The organism is Arenibacter algicola (genome assembly GCF_000733925.1).
Taxonomy (GTDB): domain Bacteria; phylum Bacteroidota; class Bacteroidia; order Flavobacteriales; family Flavobacteriaceae; genus Arenibacter; species Arenibacter algicola.
In genome coordinates, this window is sequence record NZ_JPOO01000001.1 from 446,224 (window position 1) to 469,384 (window position 23,161).

The 23,161-nt window shown below is 41.5% G+C and carries 11 protein-coding genes; 10 read left to right on the forward strand and 1 reads right to left on the reverse strand.

What is annotated here, in order from left to right; translation table 11 throughout:
- Nucleotides 1-34: 34 nt before the first annotated feature.
- The 8 genes from U735_RS0101870 to U735_RS0101905 all read left to right on the forward strand — a co-directional run bounded on the left by U735_RS0101870 (nt 35) and on the right by U735_RS0101905 (nt 13,314).
- Nucleotides 35-1,177, forward strand: a complete 1,143-nt coding sequence (locus tag U735_RS0101870; RefSeq protein ID WP_051891829.1) for a FecR family protein — start codon at nt 35-37, stop codon at nt 1,175-1,177.
- A gap of 401 nt (nt 1,178-1,578) precedes the next feature.
- Nucleotides 1,579-5,037 (forward strand): SusC/RagA family TonB-linked outer membrane protein, encoded by a 3,459-nt coding sequence (locus U735_RS0101875; protein ID WP_232233150.1) that lies wholly within the window; start codon nt 1,579-1,581, stop codon nt 5,035-5,037.
- A gap of 11 nt (nt 5,038-5,048) precedes the next feature.
- Nucleotides 5,049-6,629, forward strand: a complete 1,581-nt coding sequence (locus tag U735_RS0101880; RefSeq protein ID WP_051891830.1) for a SusD/RagB family nutrient-binding outer membrane lipoprotein — start codon at nt 5,049-5,051, stop codon at nt 6,627-6,629.
- Between the two features lie 206 nt (nt 6,630-6,835).
- Nucleotides 6,836-8,299 carry an amino acid permease gene (locus U735_RS0101885; RefSeq protein ID WP_198036610.1) on the forward strand — a complete coding sequence of 488 codons (1,464 nt, stop codon included), beginning with the start codon at nt 6,836-6,838 and terminating at the stop codon, nt 8,297-8,299.
- A gap of 233 nt (nt 8,300-8,532) precedes the next feature.
- Complete coding sequence (locus U735_RS0101890) at nt 8,533-9,909, forward strand: glutamine synthetase family protein (RefSeq protein ID WP_051891831.1); 1,377 nt, start codon at nt 8,533-8,535, stop codon at nt 9,907-9,909.
- A 4-nt stretch (nt 9,910-9,913) separates the two neighbouring features.
- Entirely contained in the window at nt 9,914-11,299 is a 1,386-nt protein-coding gene (locus U735_RS0101895; RefSeq protein ID WP_031442207.1) for an aldehyde dehydrogenase family protein, read from the forward strand.
- 42 nt (nt 11,300-11,341) lie between these two features.
- The gene (locus U735_RS0101900) at nt 11,342-12,514 is read left to right on the forward strand and encodes an iron-containing alcohol dehydrogenase (RefSeq protein ID WP_031442208.1); all 1,173 of its coding nucleotides are present in this window, start codon (nt 11,342-11,344) and stop codon (nt 12,512-12,514) included.
- Between the two features lie 2 nt (nt 12,515-12,516).
- Nucleotides 12,517-13,314, forward strand: a complete 798-nt coding sequence (locus U735_RS0101905) for a type 1 glutamine amidotransferase (RefSeq protein ID WP_146032819.1) — start codon at nt 12,517-12,519, stop codon at nt 13,312-13,314.
- 106 nt (nt 13,315-13,420) lie between these two features.
- On the opposite strand, the gene U735_RS0101910 is transcribed toward U735_RS0101905, so the two are convergent.
- Nucleotides 13,421-15,682 (reverse strand): GH92 family glycosyl hydrolase, encoded by a 2,262-nt coding sequence (locus U735_RS0101910; RefSeq protein WP_031442210.1) that lies wholly within the window; start codon nt 15,680-15,682, stop codon nt 13,421-13,423.
- A 507-nt stretch (nt 15,683-16,189) separates the two neighbouring features.
- Here U735_RS0101910 and U735_RS0101915 point away from each other — a divergent pair.
- Together U735_RS0101915 and U735_RS0101925 are read left to right on the forward strand one after the other, a co-directional pair.
- Nucleotides 16,190-18,736: a phosphoenolpyruvate carboxylase gene (locus U735_RS0101915; RefSeq protein WP_031442211.1), complete on the forward strand. Its 2,547-nt coding sequence runs from the start codon at nt 16,190-16,192 to the stop codon at nt 18,734-18,736.
- A 605-nt stretch (nt 18,737-19,341) separates the two neighbouring features.
- Complete coding sequence (locus tag U735_RS0101925; RefSeq protein WP_031442212.1) at nt 19,342-23,139, forward strand: PAS domain S-box protein; 3,798 nt, start codon at nt 19,342-19,344, stop codon at nt 23,137-23,139.
- Nucleotides 23,140-23,161 lie beyond the last annotated feature (22 nt).

A 23,161-nucleotide genomic window follows, 5' to 3' on the forward strand; every position in this document is an offset into this window, starting at 1 on the left:
TTTCTGAATCGTCTATTAAAGGTAACTCATGACGATGCTGGATCAAAAAATATACAAATACTTAAGGGGTACTGCGACTTCAAAGGAGGAAAAGGAAGTTCAGGAATGGATTGTTTCTTCGGATCAAAATGCCAAAAGATTCCTTGAGATCAAGGCCAAATATGTGGCATCCACCTTGGATGCAACGGATGTGGGTTTAGATGCTTCCTTCCAAGGTATTGTCAATGCCAAAAAACCAAGCTCCAGAAACGGACGTCGCCTTCCACTTGCTATTTTGAAATCTGCTGCTATTTTGGCAATTCTAGTAGGGCTTGGTTTTATATTTAGGAATACTATTGTTGATTCCCGTACTGCGCCCGTTATTCCTGGGGATGCCATTATATTACAATTGGAGAATGGAAATATTGAGGTAATCTCAGAAGGGGGAGAGGCCAAGGTTGTAGATTCTGAAGGCAATGTATTGGGTGCCCAACAAGGGGCACAGTTAGTCTACAAGAACAATGGGACTTCACAAGAGGAGATAACCTACAATACGCTTACTGTTCCCTATGGTAAGAGATTTGATCTATTGCTTTCCGATGGAACCCAGATAACTCTTAATTCTGGAACATCCCTCAAATATCCAGTGCAATTCTTAAAAACAAAAAACAGGCAGGTCTTTCTGGATGGGGAAGCTTTTTTTAATGTAGCCAAGGATTCGGTAAATCCCTTTATAGTAAATACCAATGGGCTTAATGTGCGTGTATTGGGGACAAAATTTAATTTATCCTCCTATCCGGAAGATCAATATGTCAATACTACGCTTTTGGAAGGTTCGGTTTCCGTTTACAATAAACAGGACACTTTTGATTCTTCCAATGCTTCTTTACTGGAACCTGGATTTAAAGCGGAATGGAACAAATACAATAAACAAATTTCAGTAGAAGAAGCGGATATAGCTATGCACACCGATTGGTTGAATGGGAAAATCATATTGAGACATGTGCCCTTTAAGAACATAGTAAAGAAATTGGAACGGCACTATAATGTAGAGATCGTGAACAATAATCCCGAACTTGATGAAGAATTGTTTACGGCAAGTTTTGATGTCGAAACCATAGATCAAGTCTTTAAGACCTTCAACTTCACCTACGAAATGGAATACAAGATCAACGACAGACAAATAATTATAAACTAACTAACTAAGCAAAAACAACTGCCAATGAATTAGACTTTCTAAAATTTAGAAACTGTTTAAATTTTGTTTTTGGAATATTTTATAGTGTATTTTTTCGTCAGGCGAAGGTATTTTAAGGTGCATAGCCATAGCTACGGACCGAAAAATAGCTGAAGCATGGTAGAAAAAGACGCCTAAAAGAACCAAAGAATAAAACTTAAACAGTTTCTTGGACAGATCACAATATTTGCGGGACCCTAATATTATAAGTCTCAAAGGCAAAAAAAAATCGGAAAGTGCGCCAACACTTCCCGATCTAACGTGATTAAATTAATTAACCACTTAAAAAACACTGCAAAAATATGAAAAACCTGATCATGCCGGGGAGGAAATTCCGTTTTCGGCTACAATATGATTTGAAGATGAAACTTACTACATTATTATTGATTGTTTCGCTTTTTCAAATTCATGCCAACGAAACTTATGGTCAAAAGACCAAAATTACCTTGAACCTCGAAAATGTAAGTATCGAAAGTGTATTGAACAGAATTGAGTCGCTTACAGAATTCAAATTCATGTATAATGATAAGGAGGTAGATTATAAAAAAATTGTCTCTGTGAGCGCTGATAAAGAATTGGTAACTACAATTCTTGATAGAATTTTTTCTAAGATGCACATTACCTATGAGGTATTGGATAAACAGATAGTGCTTAAACCGGAAAAAAATGTTCCCCCCCCAACTAGGGACAAAGAAGAAAAGGTTGAGTTGTATCAGCCGTTTAAGGTAAATGGTACTATTTTGGACAGTGATGGTAGCCCATTGCCTGGAGCCAACGTACTGGAAAAAGGAACTACCAACGGTACCCAGTCCGATTTTGATGGTAATTTTTCCATTGATGTTAGCGGGCCAAATGCAGTTCTAGTAGTTTCTTATATAGGGTTTACTACCTCGGAAATGGCAATAAATGGGCAGACCAATGTTTCTATTACCTTGGAAGAGAGCGCTACCGGTCTAAGTGAAGTGGTAGTAACGGCCTTGGGGATTAAACGGGAAAAGAAGTCCTTGGGATACGCGTCCCAAGAGCTTGATGGCGAGCAGGTATCCGCGGCCAGGGAGCCCAATCTTTTGAACGGCATTTCGGGAAAGGTGGCCGGGCTACAGATTACCAACAGCCCCTCGGGCCTTGGAGGTTCCGCCAGGGTATCCATAAGGGGCGATGCTTCCCTGAACATCAATGGCAACTCGCCTTTGTTCATTGTGGACGGTACCCCCATCAGTAATGAAATTGTAGGGTCGAGCGGTTCCGGGACACAGGATGTGGATTATGGAAATGGGGCTTCGGAAATTAATCCTGAGAATATAGAATCCATCAACGTGTTGAAAGGTCCTGCCGCCGCGGCATTATATGGGGCCAGGGCGGCTAACGGGGCCATTATTATAACCACCAAGAAGGGAACTTCCAAAAAGGGCCAATTGGGGATTACCGTCAATTCTGGAATTACTATGGAAAACGTTCTGTTGTTGCCGGACTGGCAAAACGAATACGGCCAGGGGAACAACCAGCAGTTTGCATTCGTTGACGGAAGTGGGAGCGGTATCGCCGATGGTGTTGACGAAAGTTGGGGCCCCAGATTGGATACCGGGCTAATGATCCCACAGTTCGATTCGCCACGGGAGGACGGTACCAGGGGAGGGGACTATTTGGTAAGCAATTCCCCTATAATTCCAACGCCATGGGTTTCCAATCCGGACAATACCTTGGATTTCTTTAATACTGGATACACAAAGACGAATAGCATTGCCATTTCCAAATCGGGGGACTTGGGCAATATCAGGTTCTCCTATCAAAATCTGGATCAGGAGGGCATAGTGCCCAATACGGACCTTAGGCGAAATACCTTTAATCTGAATACAGGCCTTGACCTGACGGATAAACTGACGATCAATACCAATGTAAATTATATAAAATCCGATAGTGACAATAGGCCTTCCCTGAGCTATGGTACGGAAAGTATCATGTACCTCTTTATCTGGTACGGTAGGCAATTGAACACCAACAGTATGCGGGATTATTGGATGCCCGGCAGGGAAGATCTGCAGCAGTTCAACTATAATTACAACTATCACGACAACCCTTTCTTCAACGTATATGAGAATACCAACTCCCAGAACAAGGACAGGGTATATGGAAACATTAGTGCCAATTACACCATAAACGACAATTGGAGCTTAATGGTAAGGACCGGAAGGGATTTCTATCGCGATCTAAGGACCAAGAAAAGGGCGTTCAGCACACAGCGTTTCCCCCTTGGTTACTACAGGGAGGACAATGTGTTCTTTGAAGAGTCCAATACGGATTTCCTTTTGTCCTATGATAAGACCTTCAACGGGAAATGGAACGTAAATATATCCGCCGGCGGCAACCAATTTCGCCAGAAACAGGAGTATACCCAGACCGTTGCGCCACAGTTGATCAACCCGGGCGTGTATTCCTTCAACAACACCAGGAGGCCGCTGGAGGTATATACCAACAACGAACAGAAGAGGATCAACAGTCTCTATGGTTTTGCCAGGTTTGCCTATGATAATCTGCTTTTCCTGGATGTAACCGGACGTAACGATTGGTCCAGTACCCTGCCTACGGACAATAATTCCTATTTCTATCCTTCGATTACCTTGAGTGCCATTGCCAGTGACATGTTCAAAATGCCGGAATTTGTGTCCTTTGCAAAATTAAGGGCGGCATATGCCGAGGTAGGTAATGATACGGATCCCTATAAGTTGTCCAGTTTCTTTACCAACGAAACGCCTTTTGGGGATAACCCGATTTTGACGGAATCCTCCTTGATCCCCAATGCGGACCTGAAGCCCGAGATTACATCATCCTATGAGATCGGTGCCGATATCCGTTTGTTCCAAAGTAGGCTTAATTTGGATGCCACCTATTATGACGGTCGCACCAAGAACCAGATCATACCTATAAGTACGGATATTTCCAGCGGGTATACCAGTAAGCTTATCAACGCCGGTGAGGTGAGGAACTATGGGTTCGAGGCCATGTTGAACGTTGTGCCCGTCAGGACGGAAAACTTTACATGGAACACCATGTTCAACTATTCCAGGAACAGGAGCGAGGTCACCGATCTGGGAGGTATAGATTATACCCTTACCGAGAGGAACAGTGTCTTTATCCAGGCCAGGGAAGGCGGTTCCATCAGTGCCATTTACGGTAGGGGATTCCAACGTGTAGAGGACGAGAACAGTGAGTATTACGGGCAAATGATCGTAAATAACAGCGGTATCCCCATCAGGACGGACGATCTGGTGTACCAGGGCGATTATGCCCCCGATTATACCTTGGGGATACTGAACAGTTTTAAGTACAAGTCGTTGGATTTTGGATTTATGTTCGATATCAGACAAGGTGGGATAGTAGTATCCAGGACCAAAACGATAGGTTCCACTTCCGGGCAGTTAAAGGAGACTTTGGAAGGAAGGGAGACCGGAATCGTTGCAGAAGGTGTATTGGAGACCTCTCCCGGAGTATATACGCCCAACACAATAAACGTGGACGTAAGGACCTTCAATAACCGCTACTACGAGCGTGACAACGTGGAGGCGGCCAAATACGATGCCTCCTACACCAAATTGCGCGAGGTTACCTTGGGCTATAGCCTTTCAAAGAAAATTATAGACAGGCTTCCCATCAGCAAGGCAAGATTGTCTTTAACGGGAAGGAATTTGGCGCTATGGACGGACAACCCCCATTTTGATCCGGAAACGGTCTCGGTGGCCGGAGGCACCCTGCAGCCCGGTATAGAGAATATGTCCTATCCCAGTACCAAAACATACACTCTGAATTTACAAATCGATTTTTAATTGCATAAAAGATGAAAAACATACATAATATAAAAAAGGGTTTCTTCGCGATGTTTCTTTTGGCAGCTTTTATGGGTTGTACGGAAGATTTTGAAGAAATAAATCAAAACCCCAACTTTCCCGAGCAGGCTTCCTCGGAACTGCTTTTGCCCGGGGTTTTAAGACAGATGGCCTATAATTGGGGAAACCAGGGATGGGAAGAAGGCTTTACCGTGGTTCAATATGGTGCCCGATTGCAGTTTACCTCCGGGGATATATACCAGTGGTCCCCGACCAGTGACCCTTATAACGACGCCTATGACGGGCTGCGCGATATTGAGAATATTATCCGCGATAACAGGGAAAACCCGGATCGCCAAAATTATTATGGCGTTGGGCTTATCGTTAAATCGTGGATCTATTCCTATCTAACGGATGCTTATGGCGATGTTCCCTACACCGATGCCGTAAAGGGGATCAGCGATGATAATATTACGCCTGAGTTTACGCCCCAACAGGAAATTTATGACGGACTTCTGGCCGACCTAAAAGCCGCCAACGCGGCATTGACAGGTACACAGAATATATCCGGGGATATATTGTACGGTGGCGATGTACTGAAATGGAGGAAGTTTGCCAATTCGCTACGGCTTCGTCTCCTGATGAGGATCAGTGATGTGGACCAGGCCAAGGCTACGGCCGGTATGGCGGAGATCATGGGGGACCCGACCACATATCCCATATTCGAGGGCAATGGGGATGCGGCACTGTTGCAATGGAATTCCGATAATCCACAGCCCAAATACAATACCCGGTCCGGTAGTTTTGACGAGGTCAGGCTGAGCCTTACCCTGGAGACCAGATTGAAGGACCTGAACGATAGAAGGCTTATCGTCTTTGCCCAGCCCACTTCCAATTCCGGAAAAGGGATCTATTCCGACAACTTGGATGATTATGTAGGTATGCCAAACGGCCTGGACGATGAGGCCGCCCTAGGCTACAGCCCTACCGGTAATCCCAATGAGGTGGGGTCCAATTTCATCTCCAGAATAGGGATCCTATTGGCTTGCAGGGCCTGTAACGTGGAGCTTGCCTCCCCAACAGCTTCCCAGACCATCATTATGGATTATTCAGAACTCCAGTTTATCCTTGCCGAGGCCAGGGAAAGAAATTTCATAAGCGTGGGCGATGCCGCCACTTATTATGAAAATGGAATAAGAGCTTCCTTTTCGTATTATTTGGACAGGATAATTGCCGGGGGCTGGAACGAGATCGCTGCGGATCTACAGGCCTTTGACCTGGACGGCTATATTGCACAGGCGGCGGTGGCCTATACGGGGACAACGGCCGAAAAGCTGGAAAAAGTGGCCCTTCAAAAATGGATAGCCCTGTTTTATACCGGTTTTGAGGCCTGGTCGGATTGGAGGCGTACCGGAATGCCTGAAGTTATACCAGGTCCGGATGCCGTAAACGATAAGAAGGTCCCGGTAAGGTTTCAGTATCCCAATTCCGTGAAATCAACAAATAATGCCAACTACCAGCAGGCGGTGACCCGTATGGGAGGGGACGACCTCAACACCAGACTTTGGTGGGATGTTACCAGTAACAATTAAATGTGCAGTTAATATAAAACTTATTATGAATCTTACGGACCATGGGGATTCCTCCCCATGGTCTTTTTTATTCGCAAAATAAATCCTTCAAGTTTAGAGAGTGATATTTTTCTTATTTCATGGTATATTAGTTACCAGCTTAGAAATACATAATCAAACCAAAAACCAAGAGAATAGATATGGGCAAGGGCGTTAAGTACAAAAAAATGGATAAATCCTATTTTGAATCTAGGGAACTGAAACGCCATGCAGGGGTTTGGTCTTTATGGGCCTTGGGTGTTGGAGCTGTGATTTCAGGACATTTTTCAGGGTGGAATCTGGGCTTGGCTTCTGGAGGGTGGGGCGGTATGTTCGTCGCCACTTGTATCGTAGCTATAATGTATGTTGGACTCACCCAAAGTGTAGCAGAAATGTCTCCGGCCCTACCACATACCGGAGGCGCATATTCATTTGCCAGATCGGCCATGGGACCTTGGGGTGGCTTCTTTACAGGCTTGGTAGAAAACTTGGAATTTATACTTACCCCGGCCGTTATTGTTTTTTTTCTAAGTAATTATATGCAGGGCATCTTTGAAACGGCACCGGAAATGTTGCCTTTTTGGTGGTTCGGATTTTATACCATCTTTACCCTTTTGAATATCGTAGGGGTAGAGCTGTCTTTTCGCTTTACCGTGGCCTTAACCTTATTGGCTTTGGGATGTTTGGGCATATTTTGGCTGTCATCTATTGGAAGTGCTGATTTTATGACTTATGCCTTGGATATTAAGGCTGGCCCCGATGGTAGTGCAGAACATTTGGATGGTGGCGGAGGTTCCCTTTTCCCAATGGGATGGGAAGGAGCGCTTAAAGCAATGCCATTTGCAGTTTGGTTGTTTTTGGCCATTGAGCAGTTGCCCTTGGCGGCGGAGGAATCCGTAGATCCCAAAAATGATATGCCCAAGGGGTTGACCTATGGGATAATTACTTTGATTATATCGGCCTTTTTAATTTTATGGCTCAATGCCTCTATACCTTTGGGGTCCTATGCCCTTTCCCAATCCGGGGAACCCTTATTGGACGGATTTAAGGTGCTGTACGGGGACAATATAGCCAAGCTATTGGCCTTGGTGGCGTCAATTGGCCTGTTGGCATCTTTCCATACCATAATTTTTGCGTTTGGCAGACAGATTTATTCCTTGTCCAGGGCAGGGTATTTCCCTGTAATATTATCCTTGACCCATAGCAAAAGAAAAACACCATATACTGCTTTGATTCTTGGTTCTCTTATTGGGTTTACGGTTTTGATGGTCACCAAATTTTTGGCCGGAAATGAAAGTGAGGTATTTGTTGGGGGGGCTTTATTGAACATTGCCGTTTTTAGTGCCATGCTCTCCTATATATTGCAATGTGGCTCCTTTTTATTGCTGAGGAAGGATAAACCGGATTTGGAAAGACCTTATGTTAGTCCGTTCGGGAAATTCGGTGCCTGGACCACTATATTTTTGGCCAGTATAATTATATATTTTCAGTTACAGGATCAATCTTATAGGACGGCAGTTTTTATATCCATAGGGTATCTAATTATCGGGTTGGTATACTTTGGGCTAAAAGGTAGGCATAGATTGATACTGTCGCCGGAAGAAGAGTTTGCTTTGGAACACGAGGCAAAAAAGGAATTGGCAAAAAACTGATTTTTACGATTATAGGTGGGCATTATTCAATAATTTTATGGAGCATTTTTATCAAGGGATTGCAATAATGTAAACAGGGATATGTGACCGTTAATATATTTTCAACTATATCTAAAGCATATCACTAATAGCGGAATAAGAATAGAATAATGAACCAAAATAGCACAAAAATGTAATCTTAATGTCCATGGCTAGGGACTTATAGGTTAATAGTTAATAATAAAAATATACCAATGAAAAAGGAAGCACCAAAAATGACCGTAGAATCGGTTAGAAGTTATATACAGGAACATCAAATTGAAAATATAAAGTTGGCCGTTGTTGATGTTGATGGAGTTCTCCGCGGGAAATACGTTAATTCCAAAAAGTTCCTATCCGCTTTGGACAAGGGATTTGGTTTTTGCAGTGTAATCTTTGGTTGGGATTCCAATGATGTACTATATAAGAATGATTCCTTTACTGGCTGGGCAGATGGTTTTACCGATGCCAACGCTACGATAGATGCATCCAGTATGCGAATGTTGCCAACGGAAGATTTCAAGTCCGTTATTTTTTTGGTTGATTTTTCCGAGAGCAGTGCAGCAAGTGTTTGTCCAAGATCTATTCTGCGGAAAACCTTGGATAGATTGGGAAACTTGGGGCTTAAGGCAAGTGCCTCTTTTGAGTTCGAATTTTTCCTTTTCAATGAATCCCCGAAATCCGTTCGCGATAAGAATTATCATAATCTGGAACCAATGACGCCAGGTAACTTTGGGTATTCCATTTTGCGCAGTTCTACCCATGCCAGTTTTTATCACGAAATAATGGAACTCTCCAAGGAGATGGACATGCCTTTGGAAGGGCTGCATACAGAGACTGGTGCAGGGGTGCTGGAAGGGGCCCTTGAATATTCCGAAGCCTTGAGGGCAGCCGATAATGGAGCTTTATTTAAAAATTTTATTAAGGTTTGGGCGCAACAAAACAATTTAATGGCCTGCTTTATGGCCAAATGGTCTTCCAATTATCCAGGACAATCCGGTCATATCCATATTTCCTTGCAAAATACGGATGGTTCCTCTGCTTTCTTCGATAAAGATAAAACCGATGGCATGTCCGATGTAATGCGATGGTTTATTGGAGGACAGCAAAAGTTAATGCCCGAGTTTTTGGCCATGGTGGCTTCTACCTGCAACAGCTATACCAGACTCATTCCTGGTTTTTGGGCCCCCACCGCTGCCTCTTGGGGTATAGATAATAGAACATGTGCCCTCAGGGCCATTCCTGGTTCAGAAAAGTCGCAAAGAGTGGAATATAGGGTTTCCGCAGCCGATATTAATCCATATTTGGCACTGGCAGCCGCCATTGGTTCAGGATTGTGGGGGATTGAGAATAAAATTGAACCTACAAAAGCGGTAGACGGGAACGCCTACGATGTAGACTTTTCACAGGAGCTTCAGTTGCCCAGGACCTTGTCCCAAGCGGCCGAAAAATTTAAGAATTCAACAATTGCACGGGACCTGTTTGGTGATATATTTGTGGATCATTATGCTTATACCAGACTATGGGAAGACCAACAACAACTTGGAGCTATAACCGACTGGCAATTAAAACGTTATTTCGAAATAATTTAAAAAAATGATAAATACCATATCACCTATAGACGGCACTATTTATTTCACTGCCGAAGAACATGGCACAAAAGATATTGAACAGGCCTTACATCAGGCGAAAAGTGCTTTTCCACTTTGGTCCAATCTTTCCATTACCGAGCGTGCTAAATTTATTACAGGCTTTGTTGAAGCCATTGTTGAGGATAAAAATTATATCGCCCTCGAAATAACCTGGCAAATGGGGAGGCCCTTGGGACAATCCCCTGGAGAGATAAAGGGCTTTGCAGACCGTGCCCATTATATGATAGGAATAGCGGAAGAGTCTTTGGGCGACTATAAAGTTGTAGATGCTGCGAATCCGGATAAAAGATGGGTAGAGCGTGTTCCAATAGGTGTGGTTAGCGTGCTGAGTCCTTGGAACTATCCATTCTTGACCTCAGTAAATGCTATTGTTCCCGCCTTAATGGCAGGAAATGTGGTTATTTTAAAGCATTCTTTCCAGACACCATTGGTGGCGGAACGTTATGCCAAGGCAGCTGCCAAGGCCGGACTGCCAAAAGGGGTATTTCAGATACTGCACCTGAACCATAAAAATACGGCCCAGTTAATTGGTGATAATCGAATAGACGGGGTGTACTTTACGGGTTCTGTACAGGGTGGAGTAGCCGTTCAGAATTCCTTGACAAACAAATTTATACCCTGTGGTTTGGAATTGGGAGGAAAGGATCCTGCCTATGTCATGGCCGATGCCAATTTGGAAAATAGTGTGGAAAATTTGGTGGATGGGGCTTTTTTTAACAGTGGGCAGTCCTGTTGTGGTATTGAAAGAATTTATGTTCATGAAAAGCTTTACGACAAGTTTGTTGATGGATTTGTAGCACTTACCAAGCAGTACAAATTAGGGAATCCGTTGGATGCAGAAACCAATTTGGGGCCTATGGTGAAGACCGATGCGGCCAATTATGTAAGAAAACAAATAGAGCAAGCCTTGGGTAAGGGGGCAAAATCTTTGGTGTCAGAATCTTTATTCAAAGCGTCCAAAAAAGATACGCCTTATTTATCTCCGCATGTGCTGGTCAATGTGGATCACAGTATGGAGGTAATGACCGAGGAGAGTTTTGGACCCGTAGTTGGGATTATGAAGGTGGAGAACGATGAGGAGGCATTAAGGTTAATGAATGATTCCCAGTATGGACTTACCGCTTCCCTTTGGGCAAACGATATGGATAGGGCTATTGATCTGGGTAGGAAAATTGAGACCGGTACCGTTTTTATGAACCGTTGCGATTATTTAGATCCTGCACTGGCTTGGACGGGCGTTAAAAATTCCGGCAAGGGCGTTACATTGTCAAAAATGGGATACGACCATGTTACCCGGGTTAAATCATTCAATTTTAGAAAAGGGAAGTAAAAAATTTTAGATCAGTTTATAGAATTTAAAAAATAAGAATTAATGCAATTAGCAAATACAAATTGGAATTATCCTACCACCATCTGGTTTGGAAATGGTAGAATAAACGAACTATCGCAGGCATGCAAAAAATTGGGAATCAATAACCCTTTATTTGTTACCGATGAAGGCTTGGTAAAACTGGATATAGTTGGGAAGACCATAAACATTCTAAAAAGGGATGGGTTGAATTTCACGGTCTATAGTGACGTACAGGGAAATCCAACAGAAAAAAATGTGGTTGATGGGGTGGCCCATTATTTAAAGAACAAACATGATGGGGTCATTGCCTTTGGAGGTGGATCTGCCATTGATGCGGCCAAGACCATCGCATTTATGTCCGGCCAAACAAGGTCCTTATGGGATTTTGAAGATGTGGGAGATAATTGGAGTTATGCAGATCCTGCCGGAATTGCACCTATTGTAGCCATCCCTACCACAGCAGGTACAGGTTCGGAGGTAGGTAGGGCTTCGGTAATATTGGATGAAAAACAGCATACCAAGAAAATCATTTTTCACCCAAGAATGTTACCGGCAATCGTGATATCGGATCCGGAACTAACCTTGGGCCTGCCACCACATATAACGGCTTGGACCGGTGTAGATGCTATGGTACATGCCATTGAGGCCTATTGTGCTCCAGGGTACCACCCTATGGCCGATGGTATTGCCATTGAGGCTATCCGAATTATTGCCAAGTATTTACCAATAGCAGTTAAGGACGGGAAAAATTTGGAAGCTAGGGGCCAAATGTTGGTAGCGGCATCCATGGGTGCAACGGCCTTTCAAAAAGGACTTGGATCCGTGCATTCCGTGGCCCATCAATTGGGCGCTATTTACAACAAACAGCATGGTTTGTTAAACGCTATAATATTGCCCTATGCCCTAAAACAGAACAAATCGGCAATAGAGGAAAGAATGGTGCATTTAAGTAAGGTGTTGGGTCTGGAAAAGGAGGGTGCCGATGCTATTATCAATTATATAATCGGTTTGAGAAAAGAATTGAATATCCCGCATACTTTAAAGGAAATAGACATTAATTTGGATAATGCACAGGAAATTGGGGAAATGGCCTATAAGGATCCTTCCACTCCTTCAAATGCCAAACCTGTTAACGCGAAGGATATGGAGCAGCTTTTTAGAGCCGCGGTATCTGGAGATATAAACGGACTGTAAGTGTGAAACTATTAATTGTAGAAGGTAATAACGAACAAACACGTTTACAGCGGGGAGCTTTTGGGATAAAGCCCTATCATCTTACGTTTCAGGTTATGCTTAAGGAATTGGTTCCAAAGGCACAGACAGATTTTGCTTTTCCTGCAGATGGTACAGGCGGATTACCAACAGTTGCGGAATTGAAGCAGTATGACGGTGTTTTATGGACAGGAAGTTCCTTAAGTGTTCTTGATGATATTCCGGATGTTCATGGGCAACTGAATTTTGCCGATGAGGTTTTTGAAAGCGGCGTGCCGTTCTACGGCAGCTGTTGGGGGATGCAGGTGGCCACCTTAGTGGCCGGGGGAAAGGTGGCATTAAGTCCTAATGGATTGGAGTTTGGGATATCCAAGCCCATTGAAGTAACAGCTTCTGGAAAGGAAAGCCCATTTTTTAAACATCGAAAAACGCCGTTTACGGCCCTGTGTATCCATTATGACGAGGTGACAGAAGCACCTGAAAATGCTATAATTTTGGCCAGTAATGCACATTCCAAGGTGCAGGGCATGACTTTCGACTATAAGAATGGATCATTTTTTGGGGTACAATACCATCCTGAATTCAATACTTCGGAAATGGCTTTGATAGCTTCATTTTTATCCGAAAAACTAGTCAAAAGCACAGCTTTTGAATCCTTGAAAGAAGTTCAGGATTTTTGTTCGCAATTGAGGGAGCAAAAAGGCCTTCCGTCGGAAATAAACGATTATCATCTCCATACCCAAGAAATAATGGCTTGGTTAAGATACATATCTGGAGAATAAAAGACATAGTTTATAAAATTTAAAGAGGATGGTTTTAAAATGTGGAAACCATCCCCTTTGTTCTTTTTGGAATAACCAAAAACTTAAAACAAGGCTACCTTCGTTTCTAATTGTTTTTAAAGGCAGTTGGGTTTGGACTGTTTCCCATTTCAAATTCGAGGACATTGCCGTTCATTATTTGGGTATAGGTAATAAAGGGTTCCTCCACCAACTTTCCATCCAAAGTAAGCGATTGAATGTATTTATTGGTTTCGGACAGGTTGTTGGCAATTATTTTAAAGGATTTTGGTGCTCCATCCTTGAGTAATCTGAGGGTGAACTCGGGAAATTGTGGTGCTCCAATGGCAAAAATTTCGGTTCCGGGGGTAACTGGATAAAATCCCATAACTCCAAAAACATACCAGGCCGACATTTGTCCGCAATCATCGTTTCCGTTGATTCCTAGAGGATGATTCCTATAATTAATGGTTGAGGTGTGCTTACGTATAAGCTCTTGGGTTTTCCAGGGTTGCCCGGCATAGTTAAATAGGTAGGCATAGTGGTGCCCAGGTTCGTTATCGTGCCTGTAGTGCTGCCCATCAAAGTTTTCATTTAATTTGGCGGCAAACTTTTCCTTTCCGCCAAAGAGTTCAATGCTTCCTTCAATGTCGTGCATGGCACCGAATAAATAGGTCCATCTCCCACCTTCCGTAAATCCTTCCTGTTCGTTTTTGTCCCAATTGCCGTTGTACAGTCGGGCATTGAGGAATCCCGTTTCCTTGTTGTAGAGGTTTTTGTAATTCTTGCTCCATCCCATTAATCGCTCATAGTCTTCCATTTTACCCATATCCTTGGCCATCTGGGCAATGCTATAATCGTCTATACCGAACTCTACGGTCCTGGTTACGGATTCCCTAGTCTTGTCAGAAGCTACATATCCCAGTGAGTGGTAATAGGTGAGTCCGCCCCTGGCTTCGTACAAAGTGCCTTCATCCCTATCGCCCCAAGCTTTTTCGGTGTCCCTGTAAGGCGGGTGCATTGCATTTTTTCTTATGGCTTCATAGGCTAGATCCAGGTCGTAATCCCTAAATCCTTTTACATAGGCATCCGCAATTACGGCATCTGCATGAGTGCCGGTCATGATATTGGTATAGGTTGGATTGGGCCATTTTGGCAACCAGCCTCCTTCTTGGTACATCTGCAACAAGGACTGAACCATGGGGCTTACCCTTTCGGGATGTGTAAAATGCAGTAGGGGGTGCAGGGCTCTAAAAGTATCCCAAAGGGAGTAGTCGTTATACGAAACCCCTTCATGGACCTTGTCGTCGAACGGACTGTAGTAACGTCCGTACTCCGAAAATTCCCTAGGGAACAACATGGTGTGGAACAAGGCGGTATAGAAAATACTTTTTTGATCTTCGGTAGCCCCATCTACCTTAATTCTGGAAAGGTTTTCCTGCCAGATATCTCCTGTATTTTCCACCACTTTGTCAAAATCCCAATGCGGTATTTCCTTGGATAGGTTTTCCCGGGCCTGTTCCAAACTTATAAAGGAAGTGGCAATTTTAACTTTGACCTTTTCATTTTTTTCCGTTTTGAAGCTTATGTATCCACCCATTCTTGCACCTGTCTGTTCCCTGCCCATTTCATTGATATCGGGCTCTGTTCTAAAAGAATTCCATGTTCCAAATCGCTCAAAGGATTTATCGAATTGAATTATAAAATAACCTTTAAAGTTTTTAAGTTCCGGACCCAAATGGGAAGACATTCGCTCAGGGTTATACCCGGTAATCTCCCTTTTGTTTTCATCTATGCGTATATAGCCATGAAACGCCTTCTTGTTCTCGGTAATATTAATGCCCTGAATAATGATATGCGATTCATCCGATTTTGGAAAGGTAAATTGAAAGATGCCACAGCGGGAGGCAGCGGCTATTTCCCCTTTAATTTTTTGTCCTTTATCCCCCATGGAAACGCTGTAGTAATTGGGTTTCGAAATCTCTTCCTTATGGGTAAACGGTAAGGCCCTGTCTTTAGGAAGAAGCTTTAGCTTACCTACCTGTGGCATTACGGATACGTAGCCGTAATCTCCCATCCAGACCGTGGGCTGGTGTGTTGCCATAAAACCCTGAATGGTATTGTCCTCATAAAAGTATGGCATTTCACTGATCTTATTTTCACGCGTCTGGGCCACAAAATTGGTCATGGCAAAAGGGGTGCCCACACAGGGCATGGTACCACCGCCATCCCTACCTTCCATAAATCCAGAAGAGGGGGTTCCAATTAGCGGATTTACATAATCAACTTCCATTTTATTTTGGGCAGATAGAACTGTTATCCAGAAGAAAGGTAGAACTAGGGGGTACAAGAATTTTTTATTCGTTTTCATGTGATAAACAAGCTTAAGCCATTGAAAAATCATAACTGATAATAGAAGAGCGTATTAATCAAAAAAACGATAAAATATTGATAATACGAAAGATAGGGGGAAGTTTATTGTGCAAAGGTTTGCATGGTTTTGGCAATAGCCAGGCACCCCAATATAAGTCCCATCATTTCATGATGACAATTGTTAAGACGCAATTATAGACCTATTTTGCTTTAAATGGGTCCAAACTAAAAAGAGCCTTACCGGTCAGGCAAAGCTCTTTTACGAGAACACTATATGAAAATGAAAAAATTACTTTTTAATTATTACAATGTAAATGTACCTTATGGCCCTGCGTTGTAAAAAATATTGTTGTCAAGTGCATTGATTTTGAGGTGTCCACATTAAATTTTGATGTTTGACCCATAATTCCTCCTTCAAATCTAAAAATATACCGATATTTAATGTTTGAAATTCGTGTTCCTAAATTATAGGGAGCATGATTATGTAGAATGTAATTATAGACGTATGCTTCAATCAGAGAGATTAGACGAATTTAAAAAATCGGTCCAGAACAAGTTCAATATTTATAATAGCTTGTTTCTTAATTTGCCGTACCAGAATATTGAAAATGTTGGGATGTTGATTCCTTTGTTACTGCATCAGGCAGAAACAGGATTGAAATCAGGTAAAAATCCCCAAGAAATATTGGATGCTTTTTTTCAAAATTATGCAAATATTGATTCGGAAAGGGACAGGATAGATTTTATGTTCCGGATAATACAGTATGTGGAAAGACAGGTGGTGTTGTATGATAGTGTTGAAGATGCTGCTTTTCCGAAGCTTCAGAAGCACAGTAGTTCCCTGACCATTGGGGATTATTTTCAATTGGTAGACAAAAACAAAAGTTGGGACCAGATATCTGAAAAACTGTCGACATTTAGTGCGCGTATCGTTTTAACTGCACACCCTACGCAGTTTTATACTCCTGCAGTCTTGGATATCATAGGTAATTTACGGAGTCTTATTTTGGAAAACAAAATAAATGATATTGATCTGGTGCTTCAGCAATTGGGACTAACTTCCTTGATAAATGCCAAAAAGCCTACACCCTTGGATGAGGCAAAAAACATAATTTATATTCTAAGAAATGTATATTATGATGCCGTAGGGGAACTCTATGCTTACATCAAGGACAATATTGGTGACATGGATTTCAACAATCACAATATCATGAAATTGGGGTTTTGGCCAGGAGGGGATAGGGATGGGAATCCTTTTGTAACATCCAATATCACTAAAGATGTCGCCGATGAGTTGCGTATTACTTTAATGAAATGCTATTATCATGATATAAAAAAGTTACAGCAAAAACTGACCTTTAGGGATCTTCAGGATATAATTTCCAATTTAAGGGGTCGTTTGTACAATACCATGTTCGATACCAGCAAGGTTATGCGCTATGATGAAATTATTGAACCCCTTCTTGAAATAAGGTCGGTGCTAATTGAAAAATACCATAAGCTATACCTAAAGGATTTGGATTATCTTATAGATAAAGTGAAGATTTTTAAGACACATTTTGCCACCTTGGATATTAGGCAGGACCATAGCGTTCATACCCAGGTTGTAGAAGCCATTCTTAAAACTAATGGATTAATTTCCGAGAATATCGGGGAATTGAATAAGCAGGAATTAATAGATATTTTAATCCATAAGGATATTGATCTTCAAGTGCAGAATTACGAAGAGGATATTGTTAAAGAAACAATACAAAATATTCTACAATTAAGGGGGATTCAGGAGAAAAATGGCGAGGAGGGTTGTAATCGATATGTTATAAGTAATTCCGAGAGTGTTTTTTCGGTACTATTTGTATATGGGCTTTTTAGATGGTGCGGTTGGGAGTCGGATAAGATTACCTTCGATATTATTCCGTTGTTTGAAACCATGAAAGGCATGGAAAGTTCTGAAAATACAATGAATGAATTGTTTGATCTTCCAGAGTATAAAAAACATTTGGCCCAACGCCATAATAAGCAGACTATAATGCTCGGGTTTTCCGATGGCACCAAGGATGGTGGATATGTGAAAGCAAATTGGGAAATTTTCAAAACCAAGGAAAAATTGTCTGCCGTTTGTGATAGGAACGATATAAAGGCCATATTTTTTGACGGGCGCGGTGGTCCACCGGCCAGAGGAGGAGGAAAGACCCATAGATTTTATGCCGCTCAGACCAAGGACATTGCCAATAATGAAATTCAATTAACCATTCAGGGGCAGACCATTACGAGTACCTATGGCACAAAGGAGCAGTTTATTCATAATTCTGAACAATTATTAACGGCTGGACTATCGAATAACTTTTTTGGCAAGGAAAATGTTATTTCCAAGGAATCAAGACAATTGTTGGAGGAGTTGTCCGATCTGAGTTTTGAGAAATACGATGCATTAAAGAATCATGATAAGTTTATTGCTTATTTGGAAAACAAGAGTACTTTAAAATACTACCAAAAAGCAAATATAGGGAGTAGGCCAGGTAAAAGAGGCCATAAGAAAAAACTTGAACTCACAGATTTGAGGGCCATTTCCTTTGTAGGTTCCTGGAGTCAGCTTAAACAGAACGTCCCAGGTTATTTTGGAATCGGAACGGCTATTAAGATTTTAAAGGACCAAGGAAAATTGGAGGATCTGAAAAAATTATTCAAAGAAGTTCCGTTGTTTAAGGCATTGATGCTCAATAGTATGATGTCCTTGGCCAAGTGTTATTTTGAACTTACCAGTTATATGAAGGATGATGAGGAATATGGTGAATTCTGGAACATCCTGAATGAGGAGTATTTGCTTTCCAAAGAAATGCTGTTACTTATTTCTGAATCCAAGATTTTAATGGAAAAAGAATCGGTTTCACGTGAATCGGTTAAAATTCGTGAAAATATAGTGTTGCCTCTATTGGTAATCCAACAATTTGCCCTTCAGCAAATGAGCAAGGAAACAGAATATAAAGAATTGTATGAGAAAATAGTTATTAGGTCTCTGTACGGTAACATTAACGCAAGTAGGAATTCCGCCTAAGAGTAAATAATACATCAAGGAATGCGCACGGGCCAAGGCTAAATAAGTGGGAAATTCCTAGATATAATGCCTTTCCGTTGTTTCTTAAGCGGAAAGGCCATTCATACGTAACTTCTTATTGCTAGGCTATCCCATCATGTATTCCTGGTTCTTCTACCTATACTATTCCTAGGGAATTTATGTGATTGGGTTATGTTCCTGATTTTTATTGTTCTAGGGATGTCGATTTTTTTGGATATAAATTCTTTTGTAAAATGGCAGGTATTCCTATTGTTGGCCAAAATCTCCTGTAGCATGTAATTTGTTCGTTTTGCAATCGTTAAGGTACTAACGTTAACTTTGCTTATCTTTGACCATAATTGGTTAAAGCGCAATAATAGTAATTTGCCAATGCAATAGGGAATCTGTTACGACTACAAGGTACTCCCCCCTCTCCTTTCAAGTAGTAAATTAATGTCGCTAAAAATGTAACCAACAAGGCTGTGCATTGTTAGCTATAGTGTGGATTATAATAATTCATTGGGTTTCTGTGCAAGATATAAATTGAAATTCCATCTCTCTTGTAATGGTTAGGGAATTTTACGTATTATTTTAAGGAATATTTTATGCCAAAAAACAACAGCACTGCACTAGAAAAAACATTTAATGATCTATTAAAAAAGGAAAATGATTTTTTCAATTTTGCTGGAGAAAGTTTAATGGACGGCCTATGGTGCTGGAATTCGGTACATCCTGAAAGTGGATATATTAATGGTAAGTTTGCGCAATTGCTCGGTTATTCTCCGCACCCAAATACCTCCGTACAGATAGATTTTTTATCCTTGGTTCATACAGAGGATTTAGAGGGGGTCCAAAGTGCTTTTCAAGGCCTATTATCCAATTCCCCTAATAATTCATTGAATATTGATGTACGGTTCAACCTCGTGGACGGACATTATATTTGGTTAAACCTCAGGGGCAAACTGGTTGTTGACGAATCCAAAGACTGCCAAGGCCTTATTGGTACAGCGCTATGTATAGATAGGTACATGGAAAGTGAAAGGCAATTACAGATCAACAAGGATTATTACGAAAATGTAATCAAAGGTGCCAATATCGGGGTCTGGGAGGGCAATCTTTTAACAGGGAAGGTTATTTGTAATGAAAGATGGGCAGATATGATCGGATATACCTTGGCCGAATTGGAACCATTAACCTATGATGCCTTTTTAAATCTGGTTCATCCAGAGGATGTTGAGAGGATAGATGTTTCCTTGGAAAATCATATAAAAGAAAGTGGTATTTATGAGGTAGAATTTAGAATGCTTCATAAAATGGGGCATTGGGTTTGGGTCTTAAGTCGCGGAGAGGTTACCAAATACGGTGCGGACGGTCTTCCAGAAATCGTATCGGGCATTCATTTCGATATAAGTAATCGTAAATTCAATGAAATTTTATTGGAGAAGTATAAGAATCTTTTTGAGAGGTCCAGTGAAATTGCGAAAATTGGCTATTGGGAAGTGGATGAAGAGGAAAACACTGTTTTTTGGAGCAAGGTGAATAAGCAAATACACGGGGTGTCGAAAGATTATACGCCAACAGTGGAAGCTGGTTTGGATTTCTATTTGGAAGGTGAAAATCGTGAACGCATAAAGAAGGTTGTTTCAGAATCCTTTGAAAAACCGATGGAGTTTGATGAGCAGTTGCAAATAAAAACCCAGAAAGGCAAATTGAAATGGGTAAGGGTAATAGGTGCTTCCGAATACAGGGGGAATAAGTCTTTAAGGTTGTATGGGCTAATTCAGGATATTGATGAAATTAAAAAGGTACAGCTGGAAATTAAGTTTAGAGAGGAGCAATTTAGGCAGACCTTTAACCACTCTGCCATGGGAATGGCCTTAATTAATATTGAAAATAAACTATTAAAGGCAAACAAAAGTTTATGCCATATTTTAGGTTACACCGAGGAAGAATTGCAAAAGATTGACCTGGCCAACATGGCGCATCCGGAGGACTTAAAATTGAACAGAAAGTATATAGAAGAATTATTCCAGGGCAAGCATAAAAATATAAAACTAGAACATCGGTTTATACATAAGGACGGTTCTGTTATTTGGGCCAACATTTCTATGTCCGCTATTCATAACGATCAAGGACAGGTAATACATTATGTTTCCCAGGTGCAGGATATAACGGAGCGTAAGCACAATGAATTGTTGCTGGCCCATAATGCCCAGGTAATGCAGCGCATTAACGATGCAGTGCGTATTGGGATTTGGGAGCTGGATTTGGTTTCAAATTCTGTTTATTGGAGTCCTACCATAAAAAAAATGGTAGAGGTGTCAGAGGATTATAAACCTACATTGGAGGAAGTGTATCCTTTTTTTCAGGAAGGGGAGCATAGGGAAATCCTAATAGAGGCATTAAGAAGAGCTGTTGAACAGGGGGAGGGATTTGATCTTGAACTAAAGGTAGTTACAACTGCCCAAAGGGTATTTTGGTCCAGAACTATAGGAATTCCAGAAATGGTGGATGGGGTCTGTACCAGATTATATGGTTTTTTTCATGATATTGATGAAAAGACAAGGGCCACAAAGGATTTAGCGGTCAAGGAAGAGGAGATGAGGCAGACCTTTGAACATGCCCAGCATGGTATGGCCTTTATTGATTTGAACGGAAATTTGCAGAAGTCCAACAGTAGTCTTAGCCGTATTATTGGCTATTCTGAGGCGGAATTGCGTAAATTGACCTTAGTAAATATTACTTATCCCGACGATTATGCAAAATCTCAGGCCTTAATGTTCGAGGTTTTGGAGCGGAAAAGGGATTCTTATAAGGTAGAAAAGAGGTTTGTACATAAAGATGGGGATATCATTTGGGTTAATCACTCCTTATCGGCCATTAAAAACGATAAGGGGGAATATATGCATCTATTGTCCCAGGTTGAGGACATTACCGATCGTAAGAAAAGTGAATTATTACTTATAGAAAATAAAAATCTCTTGGAGCGTTCCCATGAAATAGGGAAGATAGGTTCGTGGGTATATTTACCTCAGGAGAATAAGGTGACCTGGAGTGAGAATCTCATAAAAATGTTGGAGGCCGATAACTATAAGCCGCATAAGCTGGAATTTTCAATTGCCAATTACGCTCTTAAAAAGGATCAAGATCGAATTATGGAAATTTTGAATTTGGCTGTAGCGGAAGGTAAAAGTTTCGATTTTGAATCTGAAATTTTAAGTAAGTCGAAAGGAGTATTTTGGGCACGTCATATCGGAGTGCCAGAATTTAAAAATGGGAAATGTATTCGGATATCTGGGCTTATGCAGGATATTGACCGTGAAAAGCGATTAAAATTGGAACTTGCTTTTAGCGAAGAAATATTTAGAACAACTTTTGAGCATGCCGCTATAGGTATGGTTGTTATAGATTTAAAGGGAAGACTGCAAAAGGCCAACCCGAAAATCTGTGAGATATTGGGCTATGGGGAAAAGGAGATTCTTGAAAGAACGGTATTCGATTTTATTCACCCTGAGGATGTGGAGTCAGCAAAAGATCTATTTGAAAGGACTATTGTTACCCTAGATGGGTTTAAAATGGAAAAGCGCTGCAGACATAGGAATGGAAATTATATTTGGATTTATGAGGCAGTAGCGGCGGTAAAGAACGATAAGGGGGAGCTCATGCATTTCGTGGCCCAAATCCAAGATATTTCTGACAAAAAACAAATGACCGAAAATCTAACGGAGCATAACAACCGACTCACCAATTTTGCTCATATCGTTTCGCATAACTTAAGATCGCATACCAGCAATATTTCCATGCTCTTGGATCTGGCAGTGCAAGATGATCCAAAAGTACTTGAAAATGAATACTACCGTAACGTTAAGGTGGTTTCGGATAATATGAACGAAACCATTCGCCAGTTAAGCGAGATTGTAGAGATAAATTCACAAGTGAGCTCCACCTTAACTTCTCAAAATTTATCGAAAAGAGTCCATAAGGCCATGAAGACTGTTGATCCCGTGGTCAAGAAAAACAAAGCTACAATTCTTGCCGAGGTGGATGTCAATATTAATGTACTGGCAGTACATGCCTATTTGGAGAGTATTATTCTAAATCTAATTACCAATGCTATAAAATATAGATCTCCAGAGCGACTTCCAGAATTGAAAATTACCAGTGGAAAAAAAGGGGAATATGCCTTTTTGAGTTTTGAGGATAATGGACTTGGAATCGATTTGGACCGGCATGGTTCCAAGCTTTTTGGGATGTACAAAACATTTCATAGTCACCCTGAAGCACGTGGTATCGGACTTTTTATCAGTAAGAATCAGATAGAGGCCATGGGAGGTAAGATAGAGGTAGAAAGTGAGTTGAATAAGGGTACTAAGTTCACCGCATATTTTCGAATTGCTTTGTAAAATATGACCAATTTCAATATTT